General features: G+C 64.5%; 18 protein-coding genes. 6 read left to right on the top strand and 12 right to left on the bottom strand.

Going from position 1 to position 18118, the window contains the following annotated elements; genetic code table 11:
• Positions 1-26: 26 nt before the first annotated feature.
• The 3 genes from QN397_RS04975 to QN397_RS04965 are packed head-to-tail and all read left to right on the top strand — an operon-like array spanning position 27 to position 4315.
• A complete protein-coding gene (locus tag QN397_RS04975; protein WP_323500229.1) occupies positions 27-1520 on the top strand; it encodes an ABC transporter substrate-binding protein in 1494 nt (497 codons plus the stop codon).
• Positions 1517-2923 carry an amidase gene (locus QN397_RS04970; protein WP_323500228.1) on the top strand — a complete coding sequence of 469 codons (1407 nt, stop codon included), beginning with the start codon at positions 1517-1519 and terminating at the stop codon, positions 2921-2923. Before QN397_RS04975 ends, QN397_RS04970 begins: the two co-directional genes overlap by 4 nt.
• 30 nt (positions 2924-2953) lie before the next feature.
• Complete coding sequence (locus QN397_RS04965; protein WP_323500227.1) at positions 2954-4315, top strand: tetratricopeptide repeat protein; 1362 nt, start codon at positions 2954-2956, stop codon at positions 4313-4315.
• A gap of 15 nt (positions 4316-4330) precedes the next feature.
• Here QN397_RS04965 and QN397_RS04960 read toward each other — a convergent pair whose 3' ends face one another.
• Positions 4331-5029 carry a histidine phosphatase family protein gene (locus QN397_RS04960; RefSeq protein ID WP_323500226.1) on the bottom strand — a complete coding sequence of 233 codons (699 nt, stop codon included), beginning with the start codon at positions 5027-5029 and terminating at the stop codon, positions 4331-4333.
• Positions 5030-5153: 124 nt separating this feature from the next.
• On the opposite strand from QN397_RS04960, the gene QN397_RS04955 reads away from it, so the two are divergent.
• The gene (locus QN397_RS04955) at positions 5154-5879 is read left to right on the top strand and encodes an alpha/beta fold hydrolase (protein WP_323495624.1); all 726 of its coding nucleotides are present in this window, start codon (positions 5154-5156) and stop codon (positions 5877-5879) included.
• A gap of 8 nt (positions 5880-5887) precedes the next feature.
• Here the strand turns inward: QN397_RS04955 and pxpA are convergent, their stop codons facing one another.
• From pxpA to QN397_RS04920, 7 genes are read right to left on the bottom strand one after another with little or no spacing between them, the layout of a single operon-like run.
• The gene (gene pxpA, locus QN397_RS04950) at positions 5888-6622 is read right to left on the bottom strand and encodes a 5-oxoprolinase subunit PxpA (protein WP_323500225.1); all 735 of its coding nucleotides are present in this window, start codon (positions 6620-6622) and stop codon (positions 5888-5890) included.
• A complete protein-coding gene (locus QN397_RS04945; RefSeq protein WP_323500224.1) occupies positions 6612-7679 on the bottom strand; it encodes a biotin-dependent carboxyltransferase family protein in 1068 nt (355 codons plus the stop codon). The genes pxpA and QN397_RS04945 overlap by 11 nt, the downstream gene beginning before the upstream one ends.
• Positions 7676-8335 carry a 5-oxoprolinase subunit PxpB gene (gene pxpB / locus QN397_RS04940; protein WP_323500223.1) on the bottom strand — a complete coding sequence of 220 codons (660 nt, stop codon included), beginning with the start codon at positions 8333-8335 and terminating at the stop codon, positions 7676-7678. Before pxpB ends, QN397_RS04945 begins: the two co-directional genes overlap by 4 nt.
• A gap of 6 nt (positions 8336-8341) precedes the next feature.
• Complete coding sequence (gene coaD / locus QN397_RS04935; protein WP_187052993.1) at positions 8342-8845, bottom strand: pantetheine-phosphate adenylyltransferase; 504 nt, start codon at positions 8843-8845, stop codon at positions 8342-8344.
• A 39-nt stretch (positions 8846-8884) separates the two neighbouring features.
• A complete protein-coding gene (locus QN397_RS04930) occupies positions 8885-9544 on the bottom strand; it encodes an RsmD family RNA methyltransferase (protein ID WP_323500222.1) in 660 nt (219 codons plus the stop codon).
• Positions 9541-10902 (bottom strand): M16 family metallopeptidase, encoded by a 1362-nt coding sequence (locus QN397_RS04925; protein ID WP_416352305.1) that lies wholly within the window; start codon positions 10900-10902, stop codon positions 9541-9543. The genes QN397_RS04930 and QN397_RS04925 overlap by 4 nt, the downstream gene beginning before the upstream one ends.
• Before the next feature lie 5 nt (positions 10903-10907).
• On the bottom strand, positions 10908-12365 hold the full coding sequence (locus QN397_RS04920; protein ID WP_323500221.1) for a pitrilysin family protein: 1458 nt from the start codon (positions 12363-12365) through the stop codon (positions 10908-10910).
• Between the two features lie 30 nt (positions 12366-12395).
• Between QN397_RS04920 and ftsY the strand changes: the two genes are divergently transcribed.
• Positions 12396-13586 carry a signal recognition particle-docking protein FtsY gene (gene ftsY, locus QN397_RS04915; protein WP_323500220.1) on the top strand — a complete coding sequence of 397 codons (1191 nt, stop codon included), beginning with the start codon at positions 12396-12398 and terminating at the stop codon, positions 13584-13586.
• Between the two features lie 20 nt (positions 13587-13606).
• Here the strand turns inward: ftsY and QN397_RS04910 are convergent, their stop codons facing one another.
• Positions 13607-13939 (bottom strand): FHA domain-containing protein, encoded by a 333-nt coding sequence (locus QN397_RS04910; RefSeq protein WP_323500219.1) that lies wholly within the window; start codon positions 13937-13939, stop codon positions 13607-13609.
• 350 nt (positions 13940-14289) lie between these two features.
• Between QN397_RS04910 and rpoH the strand changes: the two genes are divergently transcribed.
• Positions 14290-15234: an RNA polymerase sigma factor RpoH gene (gene rpoH, locus QN397_RS04905; protein WP_323500218.1), complete on the top strand. Its 945-nt coding sequence runs from the start codon at positions 14290-14292 to the stop codon at positions 15232-15234.
• Between the two features lie 91 nt (positions 15235-15325).
• Here the strand turns inward: rpoH and QN397_RS04900 are convergent, their stop codons facing one another.
• From QN397_RS04900 to QN397_RS04890, 3 genes are read right to left on the bottom strand one after another with little or no spacing between them, the layout of a single operon-like run.
• Positions 15326-15949, bottom strand: coding sequence for an SCO family protein (locus tag QN397_RS04900; protein WP_323500217.1), 624 nt, complete (start codon positions 15947-15949; stop codon positions 15326-15328).
• 13 nt (positions 15950-15962) lie between these two features.
• Entirely contained in the window at positions 15963-16868 is a 906-nt protein-coding gene (gene cyoE / locus QN397_RS04895; RefSeq protein WP_323495635.1) for a heme o synthase, read from the bottom strand.
• Complete coding sequence (locus QN397_RS04890) at positions 16865-18112, bottom strand: COX15/CtaA family protein (RefSeq protein ID WP_323500216.1); 1248 nt, start codon at positions 18110-18112, stop codon at positions 16865-16867. Before QN397_RS04890 ends, cyoE begins: the two co-directional genes overlap by 4 nt.
• Positions 18113-18118: the final 6 nt, after the last annotated feature.

The following is an 18118-nucleotide window of genomic DNA, read 5'->3' as shown; positions in this document are numbered from 1 at the left end:
TCATCAGTCCCTCTGGAGCCCCGACCATGCTGAACAGACGTACCGTCCTCACCTCATCTGCCGCGGCCGCACTGGCCTCGACCTTGCCAACGCTTGCCTTGTCGCAAGGCCGCAAGGATTCGATCGTGATCGGCATGGCGCTCGAACCGCCGGGGCTCGACCCGACCGCAGGCGCCGCCGCAGCCATTGCCGAGATCGTTCAATACAACGTGCTCGAAACGCTGACCAAGATCAACGCCGACGGCAGCGTGACGCCGATGCTGGCCGAAAGCTGGGAGGTATCGCCCGACCTGAAGACGTACACCTTCAAGTTGCGCCGCGGCGTCAAGTTCCAGAACGGCGAGCCGTTCAACGCGACGACAGTCAAGTTCGCCTTCGACCGCGCCGGCGGTGAGAAGAGCACCAACAAGGACAAGCGGACGTTCGCCAACCTGAGCACGCAAGTGATCGACGACGCCACCGTGGTCGTGATCAACAAGGAGATCGATCCCGACCTGCCCTTCGTGCTGGGGCAAGCGACGGCCGTGATCGTCGAGCCCAAGAGCGCCGACACCAACGCGACCAAACCGATCGGCACCGGCCCCTACAAACTGGAGAGCTGGGCCAAGGGCTCGTCGCTCGTTCTGACCAAGTGGGAAGGCTTTCGCAGCCCCGGCAACGCCAAGATCAACAAGGTCACGTTCCGCTTCATCGCCGACACCGCCGCGCAGGCGGCGTCGCTTTTGGCCGGCGACGTCGATGCGTTCCCGCGCGCCGGCACACGCATCGTTCCGCAGTTCAAGAGCAACCCGCAATTCCAGGTGATCCTCGGCGGCTCGCGCGCCAAGACCATCGTCGCCATCAACAACAAGAAGAAGCCGCTGGACGACGTGCGCGTGCGCCGCGCCATCCTGGCTGCGCTCGACCGCAAAGCCTTTATCGAAGGCGCCGCCGATGGCTTTGGCGTGCCGATCGGAAGCCACTACGTGCCGGGCGCGGCGGGCTACATCGACACCACTGGCATCAACCCGTTCGACATCGAAAAGGCCAAGAAACTGCTGGCCGAAGCCGGCGTCAAGACGCCGCTCGAACTGACGATGACCTTGCCGCCACCGCCCTATGCGCGGCAGGGCGGAGAAGTGGTCGTGGCTCAGCTCGCCAAGATCGGTATCGTCGTCAAGGTGCAGAACGTCGAGTGGGCGCAGTGGCTCAGCAACACCTACGGCGGCCCGCACAACTACGACCTGTCGATCATTTCGCACGTCGAACCGTTCGACATCGGCAACTACGCCAAGCCAGACTATTACTGGGGCTACCAGTCGAAGGCTTTCGACACGCTGTTCGACAAGATCAAGAGCACCGGCAACGCGGCCGAGCGCCTCAAGCTTCTGGGCGAAGCGCAAAAGATGCTGGCGACCGATGCCGCCAACGGCTTCATGTACCAGCCGCAGTTCCCCACCATCGCCAAGAAGGGCGTGAAGGGACTGTGGAAAGAAATGCCGATTTCCGTCAACGATCTGTCGGCACTGAGCTGGTCGTGAGCCAGGCACTCAACGAACTGACTGCGCGCGAGCTGGTCGACGCCTATCGCGATCGCGCGCTTTCGCCGGTCGAGGTGACGCAGGCGGTGCTCGCGCACGTCGAGCGTTGGGAGCCGCACCTGCAGGCGACGTACCTGCTGCGTCCCGAGTCCGCGCTCGAGCAGGCGCGTGCATCGGAAACGCGCTGGCGCAACGGTTCACCGCTCGGCCCGCTCGACGGTGTGCCGACCACGATCAAGGAAAACATCGCGACGCGCGGTGATCCGCTGCCGGCCGGCACGGCGGCTGTCGAGCTGCGCCCCGCCCCCGCAGACGCGCCTCCCTCGGCCCGCCTGAAAGAAAGCGGCGCAGTCATCGTCTCGAAAACGACGATGCCCGACTACGGCATGTTGTCGTCGGGCCTGTCGAGCTTTCATACGCTGGCGCGCAACCCATGGGACTTGAGCAAGACGCCGGGCGGCTCAAGCGCCGGCGCAGGTGCTGCCGCAGCCGCTGGCTACGGACCGCTTCACGTTGGCACCGACATCGGCGGATCGTTGCGCCTGCCGGCCGGCTGGTGCGGCATCTTCACGCTCAAGCCGAGTCTGGGCCGTATTCCGATCGACCCGCCGTACATGGGTCGCTCGGCCGGTCCCATGACGCGCACCGTCGGTGATGCGGCGTTGATGATGGAAGTGCTGGCGCTGCCCGACGCACGCGACAGCATGAGCTTGCCGGCGCAAGACATCGCATGGTCTTCCAGCGAAGTCGCTGTCGACTACTTGAAGGGACTTCGCATCGGCCTGCTGCTCGATGCCGGCTGCGGCCTGGCGGTCGAGCCCGAGATCAAGGCGGCCATCGAAAATGCAGCACGTCTCTTCGAACAAGCCGGCGCCATCGTCGAGCCGATGCAGCCCTTCATGTCGCAGGCCATGCTCGACGGTATGGATCACCTGTGGCGCATGCGCTCGCTTGTGGACATGAAGACGCTGCCGCCTGAGCGACGCGCCAAGGTGCTACCGTACATTCTCCAGTGGGCCGAGAGCGCCGCCGGGTTCAGCGGCGAACATGTGTTCCGTGCCCTCAGTCAGTTCCATGCGACCCGCGTGGCAACGGTGGATGCCTGTGCGAAGTACGACTACGTGATCTCGCCCGTTTCGCCCAACATGCCGGCCCCTGCCGACCATGCATCGCCGACCAACGATCCGTTGCGGCCGCTGGAGCACATCGGCTTCACGGTGCCGTACAACATGTCGGAGCAGCCGGCGTCATCGATCAACTGCGGCTACAGCGCGGCGGGTTTGCCCATCGGGCTGCAGATTGCCGGACAACGCTTCGACGACCTGGGCGTGCTCAAGGTGTCGCGCGCTTTCGAGCTGATTCGCGAGCCGCAACGCGCATGGCCGCAACCGCCTAAAAACTGAGAACCGGTCGATTCCGCGACTCGCACGCACATGCTCACGACAGACAGTCTCGGCAACCCGTTGACCCTCGACGACGAGGCCAGCCGGGCCTCGGTCGACGACTTCGTCATGGGCTTCATCTCGACCGAGGGCCGCGCCGTCAACTTGCTGACCATCGCCAACGCCGACCTGAGCCCGATCGTGCAGGCGTATGCGGCGACGCTGCATCTGTTCGCGGAGTCGCGCGATGCGGTCGCCAACGCGACGCCGTACCTCGACCGGGCGAAGGCGGGTGCGATCGACAATGCACGCGCCACACCGCGCGAGCGCCGCTACATCGCAGCCGTCGAAGCATGGGCTGCCGGCGACATCGCACGCGCCATCGCGCTGCACACCGAGCAGGCGCGCGAGCATCCACGCGACCTCGTGTCGCTCAAGCTCGGCCAATACCACTGCTTCAACACCGGCGACGGCCCCGGCATGCTGCGGCTGGCACTGGCTGCCCTGCCCGTTGCGGCCGATATTCCGTACATGCACGGCATGGCCGCTTTCGGCTACGAGCAGTGCCACCTGATGCGGGAGGCCGAGGCGAGTGCGCGCCGAGCCATCGCCATGTGCCGCAAGGAGCCTTGGGCACATCACGCGCTGGGGCACGTCATGCTGACCGAGGGCCGGCTCACCGAAGGGCTGGCGTTCATGCAGGACGTGAGCGACACCTGGACCGGTCTCAACTCGTTCATGGTCACGCACAACTGGTGGCACGTGGCGCTGTTCCTCATCGATCTCGGCCGTGATGCCGAGGCACTGGATATCTACGACCGGCAAGTGTGGGGGGTAGCCAAGGACTACTCGCAGGACCAGATCGGTGCGGTGTCCCTGCTGGCCCGCTTCGAACTCGCGGGCATCGACGTCGGCCATCGGTGGAACGATGTGGCCGGCTACCTGCCGCGCCGGCTCGACGACCACGTGCTGCCGTTTCTGGACCTGCAATACCTGTACGGCCTGGCACGCGCCGATCGCCCCGAAGCCGACACGCTGCTGCGCAACATCGAAGCCTTTGCACCACACGCGCCGGCGTCGACGCGCTCAGCATGGCAACGCGTGTGCGTGCCGGCCGCCATGGGCTTGATGGCGCACGCACGCGGCGACTTCGTGACGGCCATCGAAGAACTCGGCCAGGCTTTGCCGCGACTGATCGAGATCGGCGGCAGCCATGCGCAGCGCGATCTGTTCGAACAGGTTTATCTCGACGCACTGGTGTGTTGCGGCACCGAGGCCACGCTGACAGGTGCGCAAGGCGTGCTGCAACAGCAGCTCAATGGACAACCCGAATCGCTCCGGTTGCGCCGGCAGACAGCGGTGGTGTACGGGCGCCTCGGCCTGGACACGATGGTCACCGCACCGGACAGCTAGCGAGTCCTGGTGCTGCTAGCGCTTGGGCAGGTGCCGCGTCTGGTCGTATGTCGGCTGCGCCGGCAGATCGTCGAGGTGACGCGTGTCGGCCCAGTCGAGAATCTCGATGCTTGTCGGCACCGCCGCATCGGCGATGCGAACACGATTGAACCCGGCATTCGGAATATCGCTGCGACGCGGCCCGCTCAGGCTCAGGCCATTGGCGGTGCGCCACACCATGTCGAGCACGCCACCGTGGGTCACGACCAGCACGCGCTGGCCCGCATGGAGCGCCGCGATGTCACCAAGCGCGCCCATGATGCGCGCATGAAAATCGCGCGCATTCTCGCCTTCGGGCATTGCGTGGTCCTCGCGAAACTCCAGCCACTGCTCCCATGCACGCGGATGCAGGTTCTGGATTTCATCGGCACGCATGCCCTCGACTAGGCCGAAGTTCTGCTCCCGCAGCGAGACACGCGTCACGACGGGCAGGCTCAGTTGCTGAGCGGCGGGCGCAGCCGTTTGCTGCGCTCGCATGAGGTCGCTGCTGAGCAGATGCTGCACCGTCTCGCCTGCCAGTCGCAGGCCGAGACGACGCGCCTGCTCGTGCCCCATGTCGTTCAACGGCACGTCGATATGACCCTGGAATCGCAACTCACGATTCCAGTCGGTCTCGCCGTGGCGGATGAGGATTATTTCGGTGGCGGAAGAAGATGCGGTGATGGGCGTTGGCATGGACGTCTATTTTCCCTTGCAACTGCGACGACCGTGTTGCGCCTCTCCGAGGACTTCGACGACTTTCATCGGCATGCTCTATCGACCGCCAATGGCACGCCGCCGCTTCACCGAAAATCGTCTGATGACCTCGCTCACCCGCCCCGTTCGCCTTGTTCTTCTTCCCGGTCTTGCCTGCGATGCGCGCTTGTGGCGCGATCAACTTCCCGCGTTGCCGGCGGCGCTCGAAACAAAGGTCAGCGATGCCGCGACGCGATACGGCACCATCCCCTCGATGGCCGCCGCAGTGCTCCGCGAGAACGCCGGCCTGCTCATTTTGTGCGGTGCCTCGATGGGCGGAATGATCGCCATGGAAGCCGCGCGACAAGCGCCCGAGCGCGTCGTCGGGCTGGCATTGCTCGGCACCAACGCACAACCTGAAGGCGCTGAAACCTATGCATTGCGCGAAGCGGCCATCGAACTGTTCGAGCGCGGCGACGTGCGCGACGTGATCGAGCCGAACATCGTGTTCGCTTTTCATCGGGCACAGGCGACCGACCGCGAACTCACGCAGCGGTACCTGCAAATCGTGCTGGACGCGGGCGCCGTGCAACTCATCCGCCAGAACCGCGCCGTGATGCAGCGGCCCGATGCGCGCACGCACCTTCCTTCGTTGCGCTGCCCGGTGCTGGTGATGTGCGGTGACAGCGACACCTTGACGCCGCCTGCCTGCTCACGCGAAATCGCCGCGTTGGTGCCGCAAGCAGAGGTGGTTTGGGTGCCGCAATGCGGCCACATGCTGACGATGGAAAAGCCGGCGCTGGTCAACGCCGCCCTGGTCGACTGGCTCGAACGCGTCAGCGCAGCCTGAACACGCCATCAGGCGTGCACGGCAATGCCTTCTTCGAGCAGCCGCTCGCGGATGCGTTTGGCAAACGCCAGCGCATGCGCGCCATCGCCGTGCAGGCACACGGTCTGCGCATTGACCGCGACGATGCTGCCGTCGATGGCCGTCACCTGGTGGTCGCGCACCAGCGAAAGGGTCTGCGCCAACGACTGTGCTTCGTCTTCGATGAGCGCGCCGGGCTGGCTGCGCGGCACCAAGCTGCCATCGGGCTGGTAGCCGCGGTCGGCAAAGACTTCTTCGACCGGCGTCAGGCCGGCCTTTCGCGCCGCATCGATCATCCCGCTGCCCGCCAGCCCGAAGAACTTGAGCGAAGGATCGAAGCGGCGCACCGCCTCGCAAATGGCGGCGGCGAGTTCGGGCTCTTTCGCCGCCTGGTTGTAGAGCTGGCCGTGCGGCTTGACGTGGGCCAGCGTGCCGCCCTCGGCCTTGACGATCGCAGCCAGCGCGCCGATCTGATACAGCACGCCAGCGGTGATCTCGTCTGGCGGCAAGTGCATGGTGCTGCGGCCGAAGTTCTCTCGATCGGGGAAGCTCGGATGCGCGCCGATCGCGACGCCGTGCCGGATGGCCCAGCGCACGCATTGCTGCATGGTCTTTGCGTCGCCAGCATGCCAGCCGCATGCGATGTTGGCCGAACTCACCAGCGCGAGAAGCGCTTCATCGCTGCCGGCGCCTTCGCCAAGGTCGGCGTTCAAATCAATCTGCATGGCTTGTTCCTTCGATCACCTCTCGGGGCAATGGTTCGACCACCGCATTCTGGGACGACACCGGCCAGCCTGCAGAAGCGAGGCCTTGATCGACCTGCGCCAGATAGCGTTGCTGTCCATCCCACGCCGCCAGCGCTTCGGTGGCATCGACTCGCACCATCTGCAGTTGGCCGTTGAGCGGCGCCTGCGCCAGCTTCCACAGGTCCGCGCGAATCACCACGCCGACGCGCGGATAGCCGCCAGTGGTTTGCGCATCGCCCATCAGGATGATCGGCTTGCCCGACGGGGGCACCTGAATAGTCCCCGGAATCACGCCCGCCGACAGCATGTCGACGTTGCGCTTGCGCCTGAGTTCGGGTCCATCGAGCCGGCTGCCCATGCGGTTGCTCTGCGGCGTCACGCGCCATGTCGCGCTCCATAGCAACTCGCGCGAAGCGACGGTGAACTGATCGAACTCGGGGCCGGGCATCACGCGCAACGGGATCGGCGCATTGGCGCTCACGTGATGGCCGTCGATACCCCAGCCCGGCGCGCGCAACCCAAAAGCGCGACGCCTCAACAACGCCGGGGTCAACGTCGAAACGCCGATCGGCAAGCGGTCGCCCTTCTTCAATGCGCGGCCCTGATGACCACCGAACCCGGCCTTGAGATCGGTGCTGCGCGAGCCGAGTATCTGCACCACGTCGATGCCACCGGCCACTGCGAGCCAGCTGCGCAGGCCCTGCTTGGCGCTCTTGGCGTTGGCGCCGGCGAGCACCAAGGTCTGCCCGGCGGACACCGGCACGCTCCAGTTCGGCCAGAGCGGAACGCCATCGAGCGTCGCACCGAAATCGTCACCCGCCAGTGCGATGCGTGTGCCGGTCTCGAAACGAAATTCGCAACGCCCCATCGTCAATTCGAGCCCGGCCGCGTTGTCGTCGTTGCCGACCAGCCGGTTGGCCAGCGTCAACGCCAGCGCATCGAGCGCACCGCCCGGGCAGATGCCGAACTGCCTATGACCGTAGCGCCCCAAATCCTGCACCGACGACAGCATGCCGGGCCGCACGACGACGATCATGGTTGCACGCTTTCGGCGACGAAGCGCACGCGATCACCGGGACGCAGCAAGGTCGGCGGTTCGTTCTTCGGGTCGAACAGCTCGAGCGACGTGCGGCCGATCAGCTGCCAACCGCCGGGCGACACCAGCGGATAGATGCCGGTCTGCTCGCCGCCGATGCCGACCGAGCGTGCCGGCACCGCGGTCCGCGGCTCTGCGCGACGCGGCGTTGCAAGCGATGTCGGCAGGCCGCCCATGAATGCGAAGCCGGGCAAAAACCCGAGGAAGTAAACGATGTAGTCGGCAGCCGCATGGCGCTGCACCACCTCGGCCGGCGTGAGGCCCGTGTGAGCTGCGACGTCGGCCAGGTCGGGACCGTCTTCGCCGCCATAGCGCACCGGAATCTCGATCTGCCGGCCTTCGATGGCCGTGGCGGTGAGTTGCGGCCACGCAGCGAAGACCTGTATCTCGAGCTCGGAAGCCTCGATCTCGAGTGGGTCGAACAGCAGGGTCAGATTGTTCATGCCCGGCAGCACTTCATGCACACCGCGCCAGCGCGATGCTTCGCTGGCCAGCGCCCAGATTTTCTGTTGCTGCGCCAGCGTGGCCGGCGCGGGTAGCTCGCAGAGCAAGGCTGCATCGCCGAGCGCGTGCAGGCGGGGCGGCTCGGCCGACATCACGATCTATTCGCGGCCCAGGCTGCGGACTTTGGCGATGAGTTCGGTCTGCACGCTGGGCGAAACGAACTTGTCGACTTCACCGCCGAGCATCGCAATCTCGCGCACGAAGGTGCTGGAGATGAACTGGTATTTGTCACTCGGCGTGAGGAACACGGTCTCGACGTTGGGCATGAGGGAGCGGTTCATGCCTGCGAGCTGGAACTCGTAGTCGAAGTCGGTGACGGCGCGCAGGCCGCGCACCATTGCCTTGCCGCCGCGCGCCACCACGAAGTCGCGCAACAGGCCCGAAAAACTTTCCACGGTCACCTGGTCGCTGTAGGGCTCGACGGCCTGTTGCGCCATCTGGATGCGCTCTTGCAGCGAGAACAGCGCCTTTTTGTGATGGCCGGCAGCAACCGCGACGATCACCTTCGAAAAAAGCTGGGTGGCACGTCGAACCACGTCTTCGTGGCCGAGAGTGATGGGGTCGAAGGTGCCGGGGTAAACCGCGATCACGTTGCTGGTCATGGGCTCCACTCCTTCGGCCTTTGCGGCCGGGTCGGCGGATTATGCAGCGCTGGCCGGGCCCTTTCGCAGCAGATGGGCGTGCACCGCGCCGGCCTTCAGGTGGCGGTAGACATGAAGACCGAGCGGCGCCAGCTCTTCGTCGTTCCAGAGACGTGCGGCTTCGAGATAGACCGCGCCATCGTCGTGTACCGCACGCGCCGCGGCACGCAACGCCGGCTCGTACAGCGCCGGGCTTTCGAAAGGCGGGTCGAGAAACACCGCGTGCATTGAGTTGGCCGTCGTGCGCTCGAGTGCCGTGACGCCGTTGCCGCGCTCGATGCGCACCGCCTCGGCCGCAAGCTTGGTCTTGAGCTTGAGCAACTGGTCGACGAGAGCAGATTCCTGATCGACCAGCAGCACGCTGACGGCACCGCGCGACGCCGCTTCGAGCCCAAGCGCTCCGGTGCCGGCAAACGCATCGATGCAGTGCCAGCCGGGCAGAGCGCCGCCGGTAGCGCCGGATGAAGCGCCCGCAAGGCTGGCGAGCCAGTTGAACAACGTCTCGCGAACCCGGTCGGGCGTCGGACGCAGCCCCGGTTTGTCGGCGACGGCGAGGCGCGTGCGCTTCCACTGGCCGCCGATGATGCGGACCTCATGCGGTCGTTTGTCGGCGCGGCCAGTCGGCTGAACGCGTGCTTTGGTCTTGTCTGGTTTTTTCATGGCTTGGCGCCGACGATAACCGTGACCATGCGCTCTGGCTGCAATTTGCGGGCAAACGCGGCCTTGATGTCGGCCGCAGTGATCGCGTTCATGCGCGCGGTCCAGGTGTCGAGGTAGTCGAAAGGCAGGTCGTACCAGGCAATGTTGGCGATGTTGCCGAGCAGTTTCTTGTTGCTGTCGAGCAGCAAGGGGAAACCGCCGATCACGTTGTCCTTGGCGGCCTTGAGTTCGGCGTCTGTCGGACCGTCGGCGACGAACCTCGCCAGTACCTCGCGGGACACCTTCACAGCTTCGTCTGCTTGGTCGGGCCGCGTCTGGAAGCCGATGCGAAAAGCGCCGGCCTCCAGCCCCGGCGCAAAGCCGCTGTAGATGCTGTAAGTCAGGCCACGCTTCTCGCGCACCTGCTCCGTCAAACGCGAGACGAAGCCGCCGCCGCCCAGCACGTAGTTGCCGAGGTTCAACGCGAAGTGATCGGGATCGTCGCGCCGGTAGCCCGGCTGGCCAATAACGACCTGCGCCTGCGCGGACTCGAACGGGATGCGCTCCACTTTCGGTGCCGTGAGCGCAGCGACTTGCGGAATGATCGGCAGTGCGGCGCACGTCGCCGTTTGCGGCAAGCGAGCCAGCAATGCGGTCGCAATGGCGTCCGCCTGCGCTCGCGTCACTGCGCCGACAATGCTCAGCTTGGCGCGGCACGGCTGCATGAGCGCCGCGTATCGCGCGCGCATGGTCGCCACGTCGATGCGCGCCAGCGTGGTCTCGTCGGTCTCCTGGCCCAACGGATTGGACCCATACACCGCATGCGCGAAGTTGCGTGCCGCGACAACGCCGGGCTTGGTGTTCGCCTCCTTGATGGCCGCGCTGAGGCGCTCTCGCTCCCGCTGCCAGACGTCGTCGGGGAACGCCGGCTCGCCTATGACGCGTGCCGCCAGCGCAACGGCCTTGTCGAGCAACTTGGGATCGGAGAGGCTGCGCAGCGCGAAGCTCGTGCGCTCGCCGCCGGCGCCGACGTTGAACTCGGCGCCCAGATCGGCCCAGGCTTCGCCCAGCGCGTTCTGGTCCATGGCAGGTGCACCGTCCACGGCACGAATGCCCTTTTCGACCATGTCTGCAGTAACGCCGGCCAGGCCCGCTTGCGCATCCGGGTCGCGGCGGCTGCCTGCATCGAAGTCGAGCTGCACATCGACGATGGGCAAGGTGCTGACGGCGCCGAGGTACACCTTGGCGCCGTTTGGCAAAGTCCAGTGCTGGATCGGAATGGCGGCCTGTGCACTCGAAACGGAAAGCGTCGCAGCGGCGGTCAATGCGGTCATGGCGGCCACAGCCGCGATCTTCTTGAAGGTCAACATGGGTTGCATTTCTTTCAGCGCAGTTCGCCCGCAGGCACGGCGGGCGCACGCGGGCGCCGGTTCTTGTCGACCGGCAGCGGCCGGAGCGTCGCGACCGTGAGTTGGTCGTCGCCGAAGTATTTGGCGGCGACCGCCTGCACCTGCGCCGGCGCGACCGCCTGCAGACGCGCGATGATCTTTTCGCTGGCATCGAGCGGCAGTCCCTCGACCCAGTTGCTGCCCAGCTCACGCGCTTGCGCCATCACCGAATCGAGCTTGTAGGTTTCGCTGGCGACCCATTGCGTCTTGACGCGCGCCAGCTCGGCGGCGCCCACGCCATCGCGTGCCACGCGCGCAATTTCGGCGCGCAACGCGGCCTCGACCTGCTCGGGTGTCTTGCCGGCTGCCGGAACACCGTCGAGCATGAAGACCTGCGGACCGCGACCGACAAAGCCGGCCGATGCACCGGCCGAGTCCGCGACGCGATCGGGGCCTTGCGTGAGCGCGCGGTCGAGACGCGAGCCGGAGTAGCCGTCGAGCACGGCCGACAGCACGACCAGCGCCCACACGTCGCTTTCGGCGTCCAGGCTGGTGATTTGTGGCGAACGAAACGCGAGCGACACGTAAGACTGCTCGGCGGGTGCCTTGAACTCGACGCGGCGAACGCCCTTTTGTTCGGGCTCGGTGCGAGGCTTGCGCACTGGCACGGCGCGCGCCGGAATGCTGCCGTAGTACTTCTCGGCCAATGCACGAACACGGGCCACGTCGACATCGCCGGCGATCACGATGGCCGCGTTAGCGGGCACGTACCAACGCTGATGAAAATTGCGCACGTCATCGGGCGTCATCGCTTCGAGATCGCTCATCCAGCCGACGATCGGGCGGTGGTACGGCGACGCGGTCCAGATGGCGGCGTTTTGTTGTTCGCCGAGCAAGGCACGCGGCTGGTCGTCGGTGCGAAGCCGCCGCTCCTCTTTCACCACTTCGATCTCGCGCTTGAACTCGTCGTCGACCCACTGGCTGTTGGCGAAGCGGTCGGACTCGATCTTCATCACGTCTTCGAGCTTGCCTTCAGGGATCTGCTGGTAGTAGCCGGTGTAATCGCGCGTGGTGAAGGCGTTTTCGCGGCCACCGAGGGCTGCCACGCGGCGTGAAAATTCGCCGGGCTTGAGCGTCTTGGTGCCCTTGAACATCATGTGTTCGAGCGCATGGGCCACGCCCGAAGTGCCGTCGACTTCGTCGATCGACCCGACCCGCACCCAGACCATCTGTACCGCCGTCGGCGCGCGCCGGTCGGGCTGCACGATCAGCGTCATGCCGTTGGAGAGGGTGAATTGCTGAGGCTGCGTCGACGTTGATGCGGGGGTGGCGGTCGCGGTGGGAACAGAGGGTGAGGGCTGGGTTTGAGCCTGTGCAGGTGCCGTCCACAGCGCCATGAGCGCCATCGTCAGCACCGCACCGGACGCAGCACGGCGTGGCGAGGGGTGTTTCATAGAATGGGTCGGATTGTAAAAACCTCCCGAATGTTCAGTTTCTTCAAGAAAAAGCCTGCGGTCGAAAGTCCTGCGGCACCCATTGCCCCTCCCGCGCTGGAAAAGCCTGCCGAATCGCCTGCTCAAGCAGCGCCGGCGCGCTCGGTTTTTGCGCCCTCGACATGGTTCAAGGGCGAGACGGCGTTAGAAGTTCCGGTGGCGCCGCCGCCGGTTGCCGTGCCCACGACACCACCGGTGGTCGCTCCTGCGCCTCAGCCGGTGGTAGCGCCAACGCCCGTCTCCGCTCTAGCGGCAACGGTAGCGCTCCCCGCCGCTCCCGCCTCCCGCGCCGGCTGGATGGACAAGCTCAAGTCCGGCCTCCGCAAGACGGGCACCAGCATCGCCGCGACCTTCGTCAATGCGCAGATCGACGACGCCTTGTACGAGGAACTGGAGTCGGCACTCCTGATGGCCGACACCGGCGTCAAAGCCACAGAATATCTTCTGGAAGACTTGCGCCGCCGGGTGAGAAGCTCCATGCCAAGCAATGCAGCGCAAGTCAAAGTGCTGCTGGCCGACGCTATCGCCGACCTGCTGAAGCCACTCGAAAAGCCGTTGGTCATCGGGCAGCACACACCCACGGTGATCATGGTGGCGGGCGTCAATGGCGCCGGCAAGACGACGTCGATCGGCAAGCTGACCAAGCACCTTGCCAGCGAAGGCGCGTCCGTCTTGCTGGCTGCGGCGGATACCTTTCGGGCCGCGGCGCGCGAACAATTGCTGGTATGGGCCGATCGCAACACGGTCGAGATCGTCAGTAACGCGGGCGGCGATCCGTCCGCCGTGAGCTTCGATGCCGTCAAAGCGGGCAAGGCGCGGGGCAAAGACGTGGTGCTGGTCGATACCGCAGGCCGGTTGCCGACCCAACTGCACCTGATGGACGAGTTAAAAAAGATCAAACGCGTCGTGAGCAAAGCCGATGCGACGGCACCGCACGAGGTCCTGCTGGTGATCGACGGCAACACGGGCCAGAACGCTCTGGCGCAGGTGAGGGCTTTCGACGAAATACTCGGTTTGACGGGCTTGATCGTGACCAAGCTCGATGGCACGGCCAAAGGCGGCGTGCTGTGTGCCATTGCGCGGGAGCGGCCGATTCCGGTCTATTTCATCGGCGTTGGCGAAAAACTGGAAGATCTTGAAACGTTCGACGCCCGCGAATTCGCGCAGGCTTTGCTCGGTTAGCAGCCGCTGAGTCAGCTGTCTCAGTCGGTAGTGAGCGACAAGACCTGGCCACTGAAGGCGGTCACGTCGCGTTCGAGAAATCGCAGTTCGTAGTCGCCGATGCGGATCACATCCTGATGGCGTAACTTTTGGCGCTGCACCTTGAGCCCGTTGACGAACGTGCCATTACTGCTTTCCAGGTCGCGGACAGAGAAAACTCCGTGATCATAGGACAGCAGCGCATGCGCACGGCTGACCTGAGTGCCCTGCAGCACGATGTCGCTTTGGTCCGACCGGCCGACCGTGATCTGCGGCGATTCCAGCTCGATTTGTCTCGCACGTCCGTCGCTCGTGATCAGGATCACCTTGGCCATCGTTTCGCCCTCGTTGGTTGTTGAGCATGCTCAGCGCGTTGGCTGGCAGGGCTAATGTGACGCTGCCGACCTTAGTACAAAAGTGCAAATTCGACGAGGACGGCGTTTTTACCGAACGCTGCTCAACCATTTGACTCGAACGTGAAATAAATCGGTCGTCGGTTCGGTCGAACAGCGGGAGCCCCAAAAGCTGATGGACAAGAAATGCGTCCGTGCCCTGGCCCACGGCCAAGACGGCCTGTTACCCGACAGCCAGACGCCATAAGGGAGGTAGAAACTAGTGGGAACCCTTACGTTAGCACTCGCTCTAACCGAGTGCTAATATGGTTTTTACGAAGGAGTTTCCCCAAATGACAACACTGTCTGGAGCCTCTGCAGCAAACCAGCTCGCCGTCGCCAACCCATGGTCGATGGTGCCCCCGCTGGGTAACCTGGACGCCTACATTTCTACAGCCAACCGGCTGCCGCTGCTCACACTCGAGGAAGAGCAGGGATTCGCGCGCAAGCTGCGCGACAACAACGACCTCGAGGCGGCCGGTGCCTTGATTCTTTCGCATCTGCGCTTGGTCGTGTCTATTTCCCGCCAATACCTCGGCTACGGTTTGCCTCACGGCGACCTGATCCAGGAAGGGAACGTCGGCTTGATGAAAGCGGTGAAGCGCTTCGACCCTGACCAAGGTGTGCGGCTGGTGAGCTATGCCATGCACTGGATCAAGGCCGAGATTCACGAGTACATCCTGAAGAACTGGCGCATGGTCAAGGTCGCGACGACCAAGGCCCAGCGAAAGCTGTTCTTCAACTTGCGCTCGATGAAGCAGGCCTACAAGGCCAACGATGCAGCCGCCAATGGCGACACACATCGCGCGACGCTAACTGAAAGCCAGGTCACGCAAATGGCCGAGAAGCTGAACGTCAAGCGCGAAGAAGTGCTCGAGATGGAAATGCGTCTCTCGGGCGGCGACGTGTTGCTCGACCCGAGTCCGTCGGACGATGGCGAAGACCAGTTCGGCCCGATCGCCTATTTGGCCGACGCGACACAGGAACCGACGGCGCAGCTCGAATCGCGGGCTCGCGACCGGCTGTCGAGCGACGGCATCTCGACCGCGCTCGAAGCGCTGGACGAACGCAGCCGACGTATCGTGGAGGAGCGCTGGCTCAAGGTCAACGACGACGGTTCTGGCGGCATGACGCTGCATGACTTGGCTGCGGTGTACGGTGTCAGCGCCGAGCGCATTCGCCAGATCGAAGTGGCGGCGATGAAAAAGATGAAGAAGTCGTTGGTGGCTTACGCCTGATCTTCTTGCCCTCACAAAGCAAAAAGCCCGACGGTGTCGGGCTTTTTTTTGGCTTTCAATCGGGGGCGGCCATGAGAGCAACCCGACAGGCTCAAGACGATTTCAGCAAAGCCTTCACGTCGGCCACCATCGCCGGAACACCCGAGCCGTAGCGCGCATAGAGGCGCAGCCGGCCCTGCGGGTCGTACAGGTAGCTCGCAGCCGAGTGGTCCATCGAATAGCTGGTCGGCGTGGTTCCGTCGACCTTCTTGTAATAAGCCTTGAAGTCTTTTGCCGTCACGGCGAGCTGCTCGGGAGTAGGAATCAGCGCGACGAAGCTTGGATCGAACGCGCCCATGTACGCCTTCATGACGGTCGGCGTGTCACGCGCCGGATCGACCGTGATGAAGAGCACTTGCAACTTGTCGGCATCGGCACCGAGCGCTTGCTTCACCTGCGCCATCTCGGTCATGGTCGTCGGGCAGACGTCGGGGCACTGCGCATAACCAAAGAACAGCACGACAACCTTGCCCTTGAAGTCGGCCAACGTGCGCACCTTGCCATCCGCGTCGGTCAGCGAAAAGTCCTTGGCATAGTCAGCGCCGGTCATGTCGACCGCATTGAATGTCTGCTTGGCTTCCTCGGTGCAACCTGAAATGCCAACGCCTGCAGCCATCGTCACACCGGTCCACGCCGCGGCCAGTGCGATCGCTTTGAGCGCGTTGCGCTTGTTCATGAAAAGGGTCCGTTTAAATCAGGTAGTGATCGACCAGCAGCGCCGCAAACAGCACGCTCAAGTGGATCAACGAAAAGCGGAATGTCTTGCGCGCCAACGCATCCGAATAGTTGCGCCACAGCGCGAAGGCATAGCCAGTGAAACCGATGCTGACCGCAATGGCCACCGCAAGATAAAGCCAGCCGCTCATGCCGTAGATGAACGGCATGAGACAGGCGGCGAACAACACGCAGGTATAGAGCAGGACCTGCAGCCGCGTGAACTCGTTGCCGTGCGTCACGGGCAGCATCGGCAGACCGGCCTTGCGATAGTCCTCGACGCGATAGAGCGCGAGCGCCCAGAAGTGCGGCGGCGTCCACAAGAAAATAATCAGAAAAAGAATGAGCGCATCGGCGCTGACTTCGCCGGTCATCGCAGCCCAGCCCAGCACCGGCGGCATCGCGCCCGAGGCACCACCGATCACGATGTTTTGAGGCGTCAGCGGTTTCAAGATGAGCGTGTAGATCACGGCATAGCCGACGAAGGTGGCGAAGGTCAGCCACATGGTCAGCGGATTGATGGCAAACCACAGTACTGCAGAGCCCGCTGCACACAACACCGCCGAAAAGATCAGCGCCTGCCGGTCGCTGAGCTGACCGCGAGCCGTCGGGCGCCATGCGGTGCGTTTCATCTTGGCATCGATGCCCTTTTCAACCAGACAGTTGAAGGCCGCGGCCGCACCGGCCACCAGCCAGATGCCGACACACGCCAGCACGCCGCGCTGCAGATCGCCCCAGCCCGGCACACCGGGAACCGCCAGCACCATGCCGATCAGCGCGCAGAAAACGATGAGTTGCACCACCCGCGGCTTGGTCAGCGCGTAAAACTGGCGGAACACGTTGGCAGTGCTGGTCTGCTCCAGGGGCAATGGGGTGCTCATGCAGCCTCCCAGTCTGGGCCGTTGTTCGATACCCGCGGCTGAGGGTGCAGGTCCGCATCGGAACGCGCAGGCGCGGTAGCCGTTTCGGGCTTGCTTTCACACAATGTCCATGTCAGGACGACCGCCAGCGCGGCCGCACCGCCGGTGTGCAGCACGGCGGCTGCCAATGGCCAGCCCAGCAGCACATTGCCAAGCCCGGTCGCCAACTGCAGCAGCGCGAGCCCCGCCAGCCAACGGCCTTGTGGCCGCAGCGCGGGGATGCGATTCAGGCGCCACGCCAGAATGCCGATCGCACCGAAGACCACGTAAGCCATCAGGCGGTGCACGTAATGAATGGCCGTGAGCGCGGCGAATTCGATCGGCACCCCGTCCGATGTCATGCCGAGGTGACGCCAGATTTCAAAGCCCTGCGCAAAATTCATCGCGGGCCACCAACTGTCTTGGCAGGTAGGGAACTGCAGACAGGCGACCACTGCATAGTTGGTGCTAACCCAGCCGCCGAGCGCAATCTGCAGCACCAGCAGGGCGGTCGTCGCAATCAACCCGATGCGGAGCGTTCGACCAAGGGCTGTCGGCGTGCGCCCGGAAGCGATTTGCTGGTAGCGCACAGCCTGCACGCACAACATGGCAAGCAACCCGATGGCCCCGAGCAAATGCAGTGTGACGATGGCCGGGTAGAGCTTCCAGGTCACGGTCAGGGCCCCGAACGCGCCCTGCATGCAGACCCATACCACTGTGACCGCCGGCCAGACGGTGCTGAGCGGAGCAGTTTCGTGCAACGGCATCGTGGCCTCCGATGCCCGCGTGACACGCAGCGAAAGACGCTGGCGCCTGCGCGCCATCAATGTCGCCAAGGCCAAAGCGACGATCAGCGCTCCCACGCCTGTGGCACCGTAGCGATGAATCATCTCGACCCACGCCTTGCCGTGCGTGACCGGTCCGGTGGGTTGCGCAGCCTGCGCTGCTGCGATGTCATGTCGCGCACCGACCGGGCTGGCATTGCCGTAGCAACCGGGCCAGTCGGGGCACCCCAGGCCGGAATCGGTCAATCGGGTGAACGCACCGAACAGCGTCAGATCGAAGGTGAGAAACAGCGTGAGGACGGTGAGCGCGTGCAACCGCCGCGCTGCGCCCGCGCTGGCGTTGCGACGCCAAATCCACAGCAAGGGACCCAACGCAAGCAGCGCGCCGGCCACTATCAGCCAGACGATCGGTGTGAGGTCGTAGAGCGCTTGGGTGTTCATGGCATC

This window comes from Variovorax sp. RTB1, assembly GCF_035018765.1.
GTDB lineage: Bacteria > Pseudomonadota > Gammaproteobacteria > Burkholderiales > Burkholderiaceae_C > Variovorax.
This window is presented reverse-complemented; position numbering and strand designations above follow the sequence as displayed.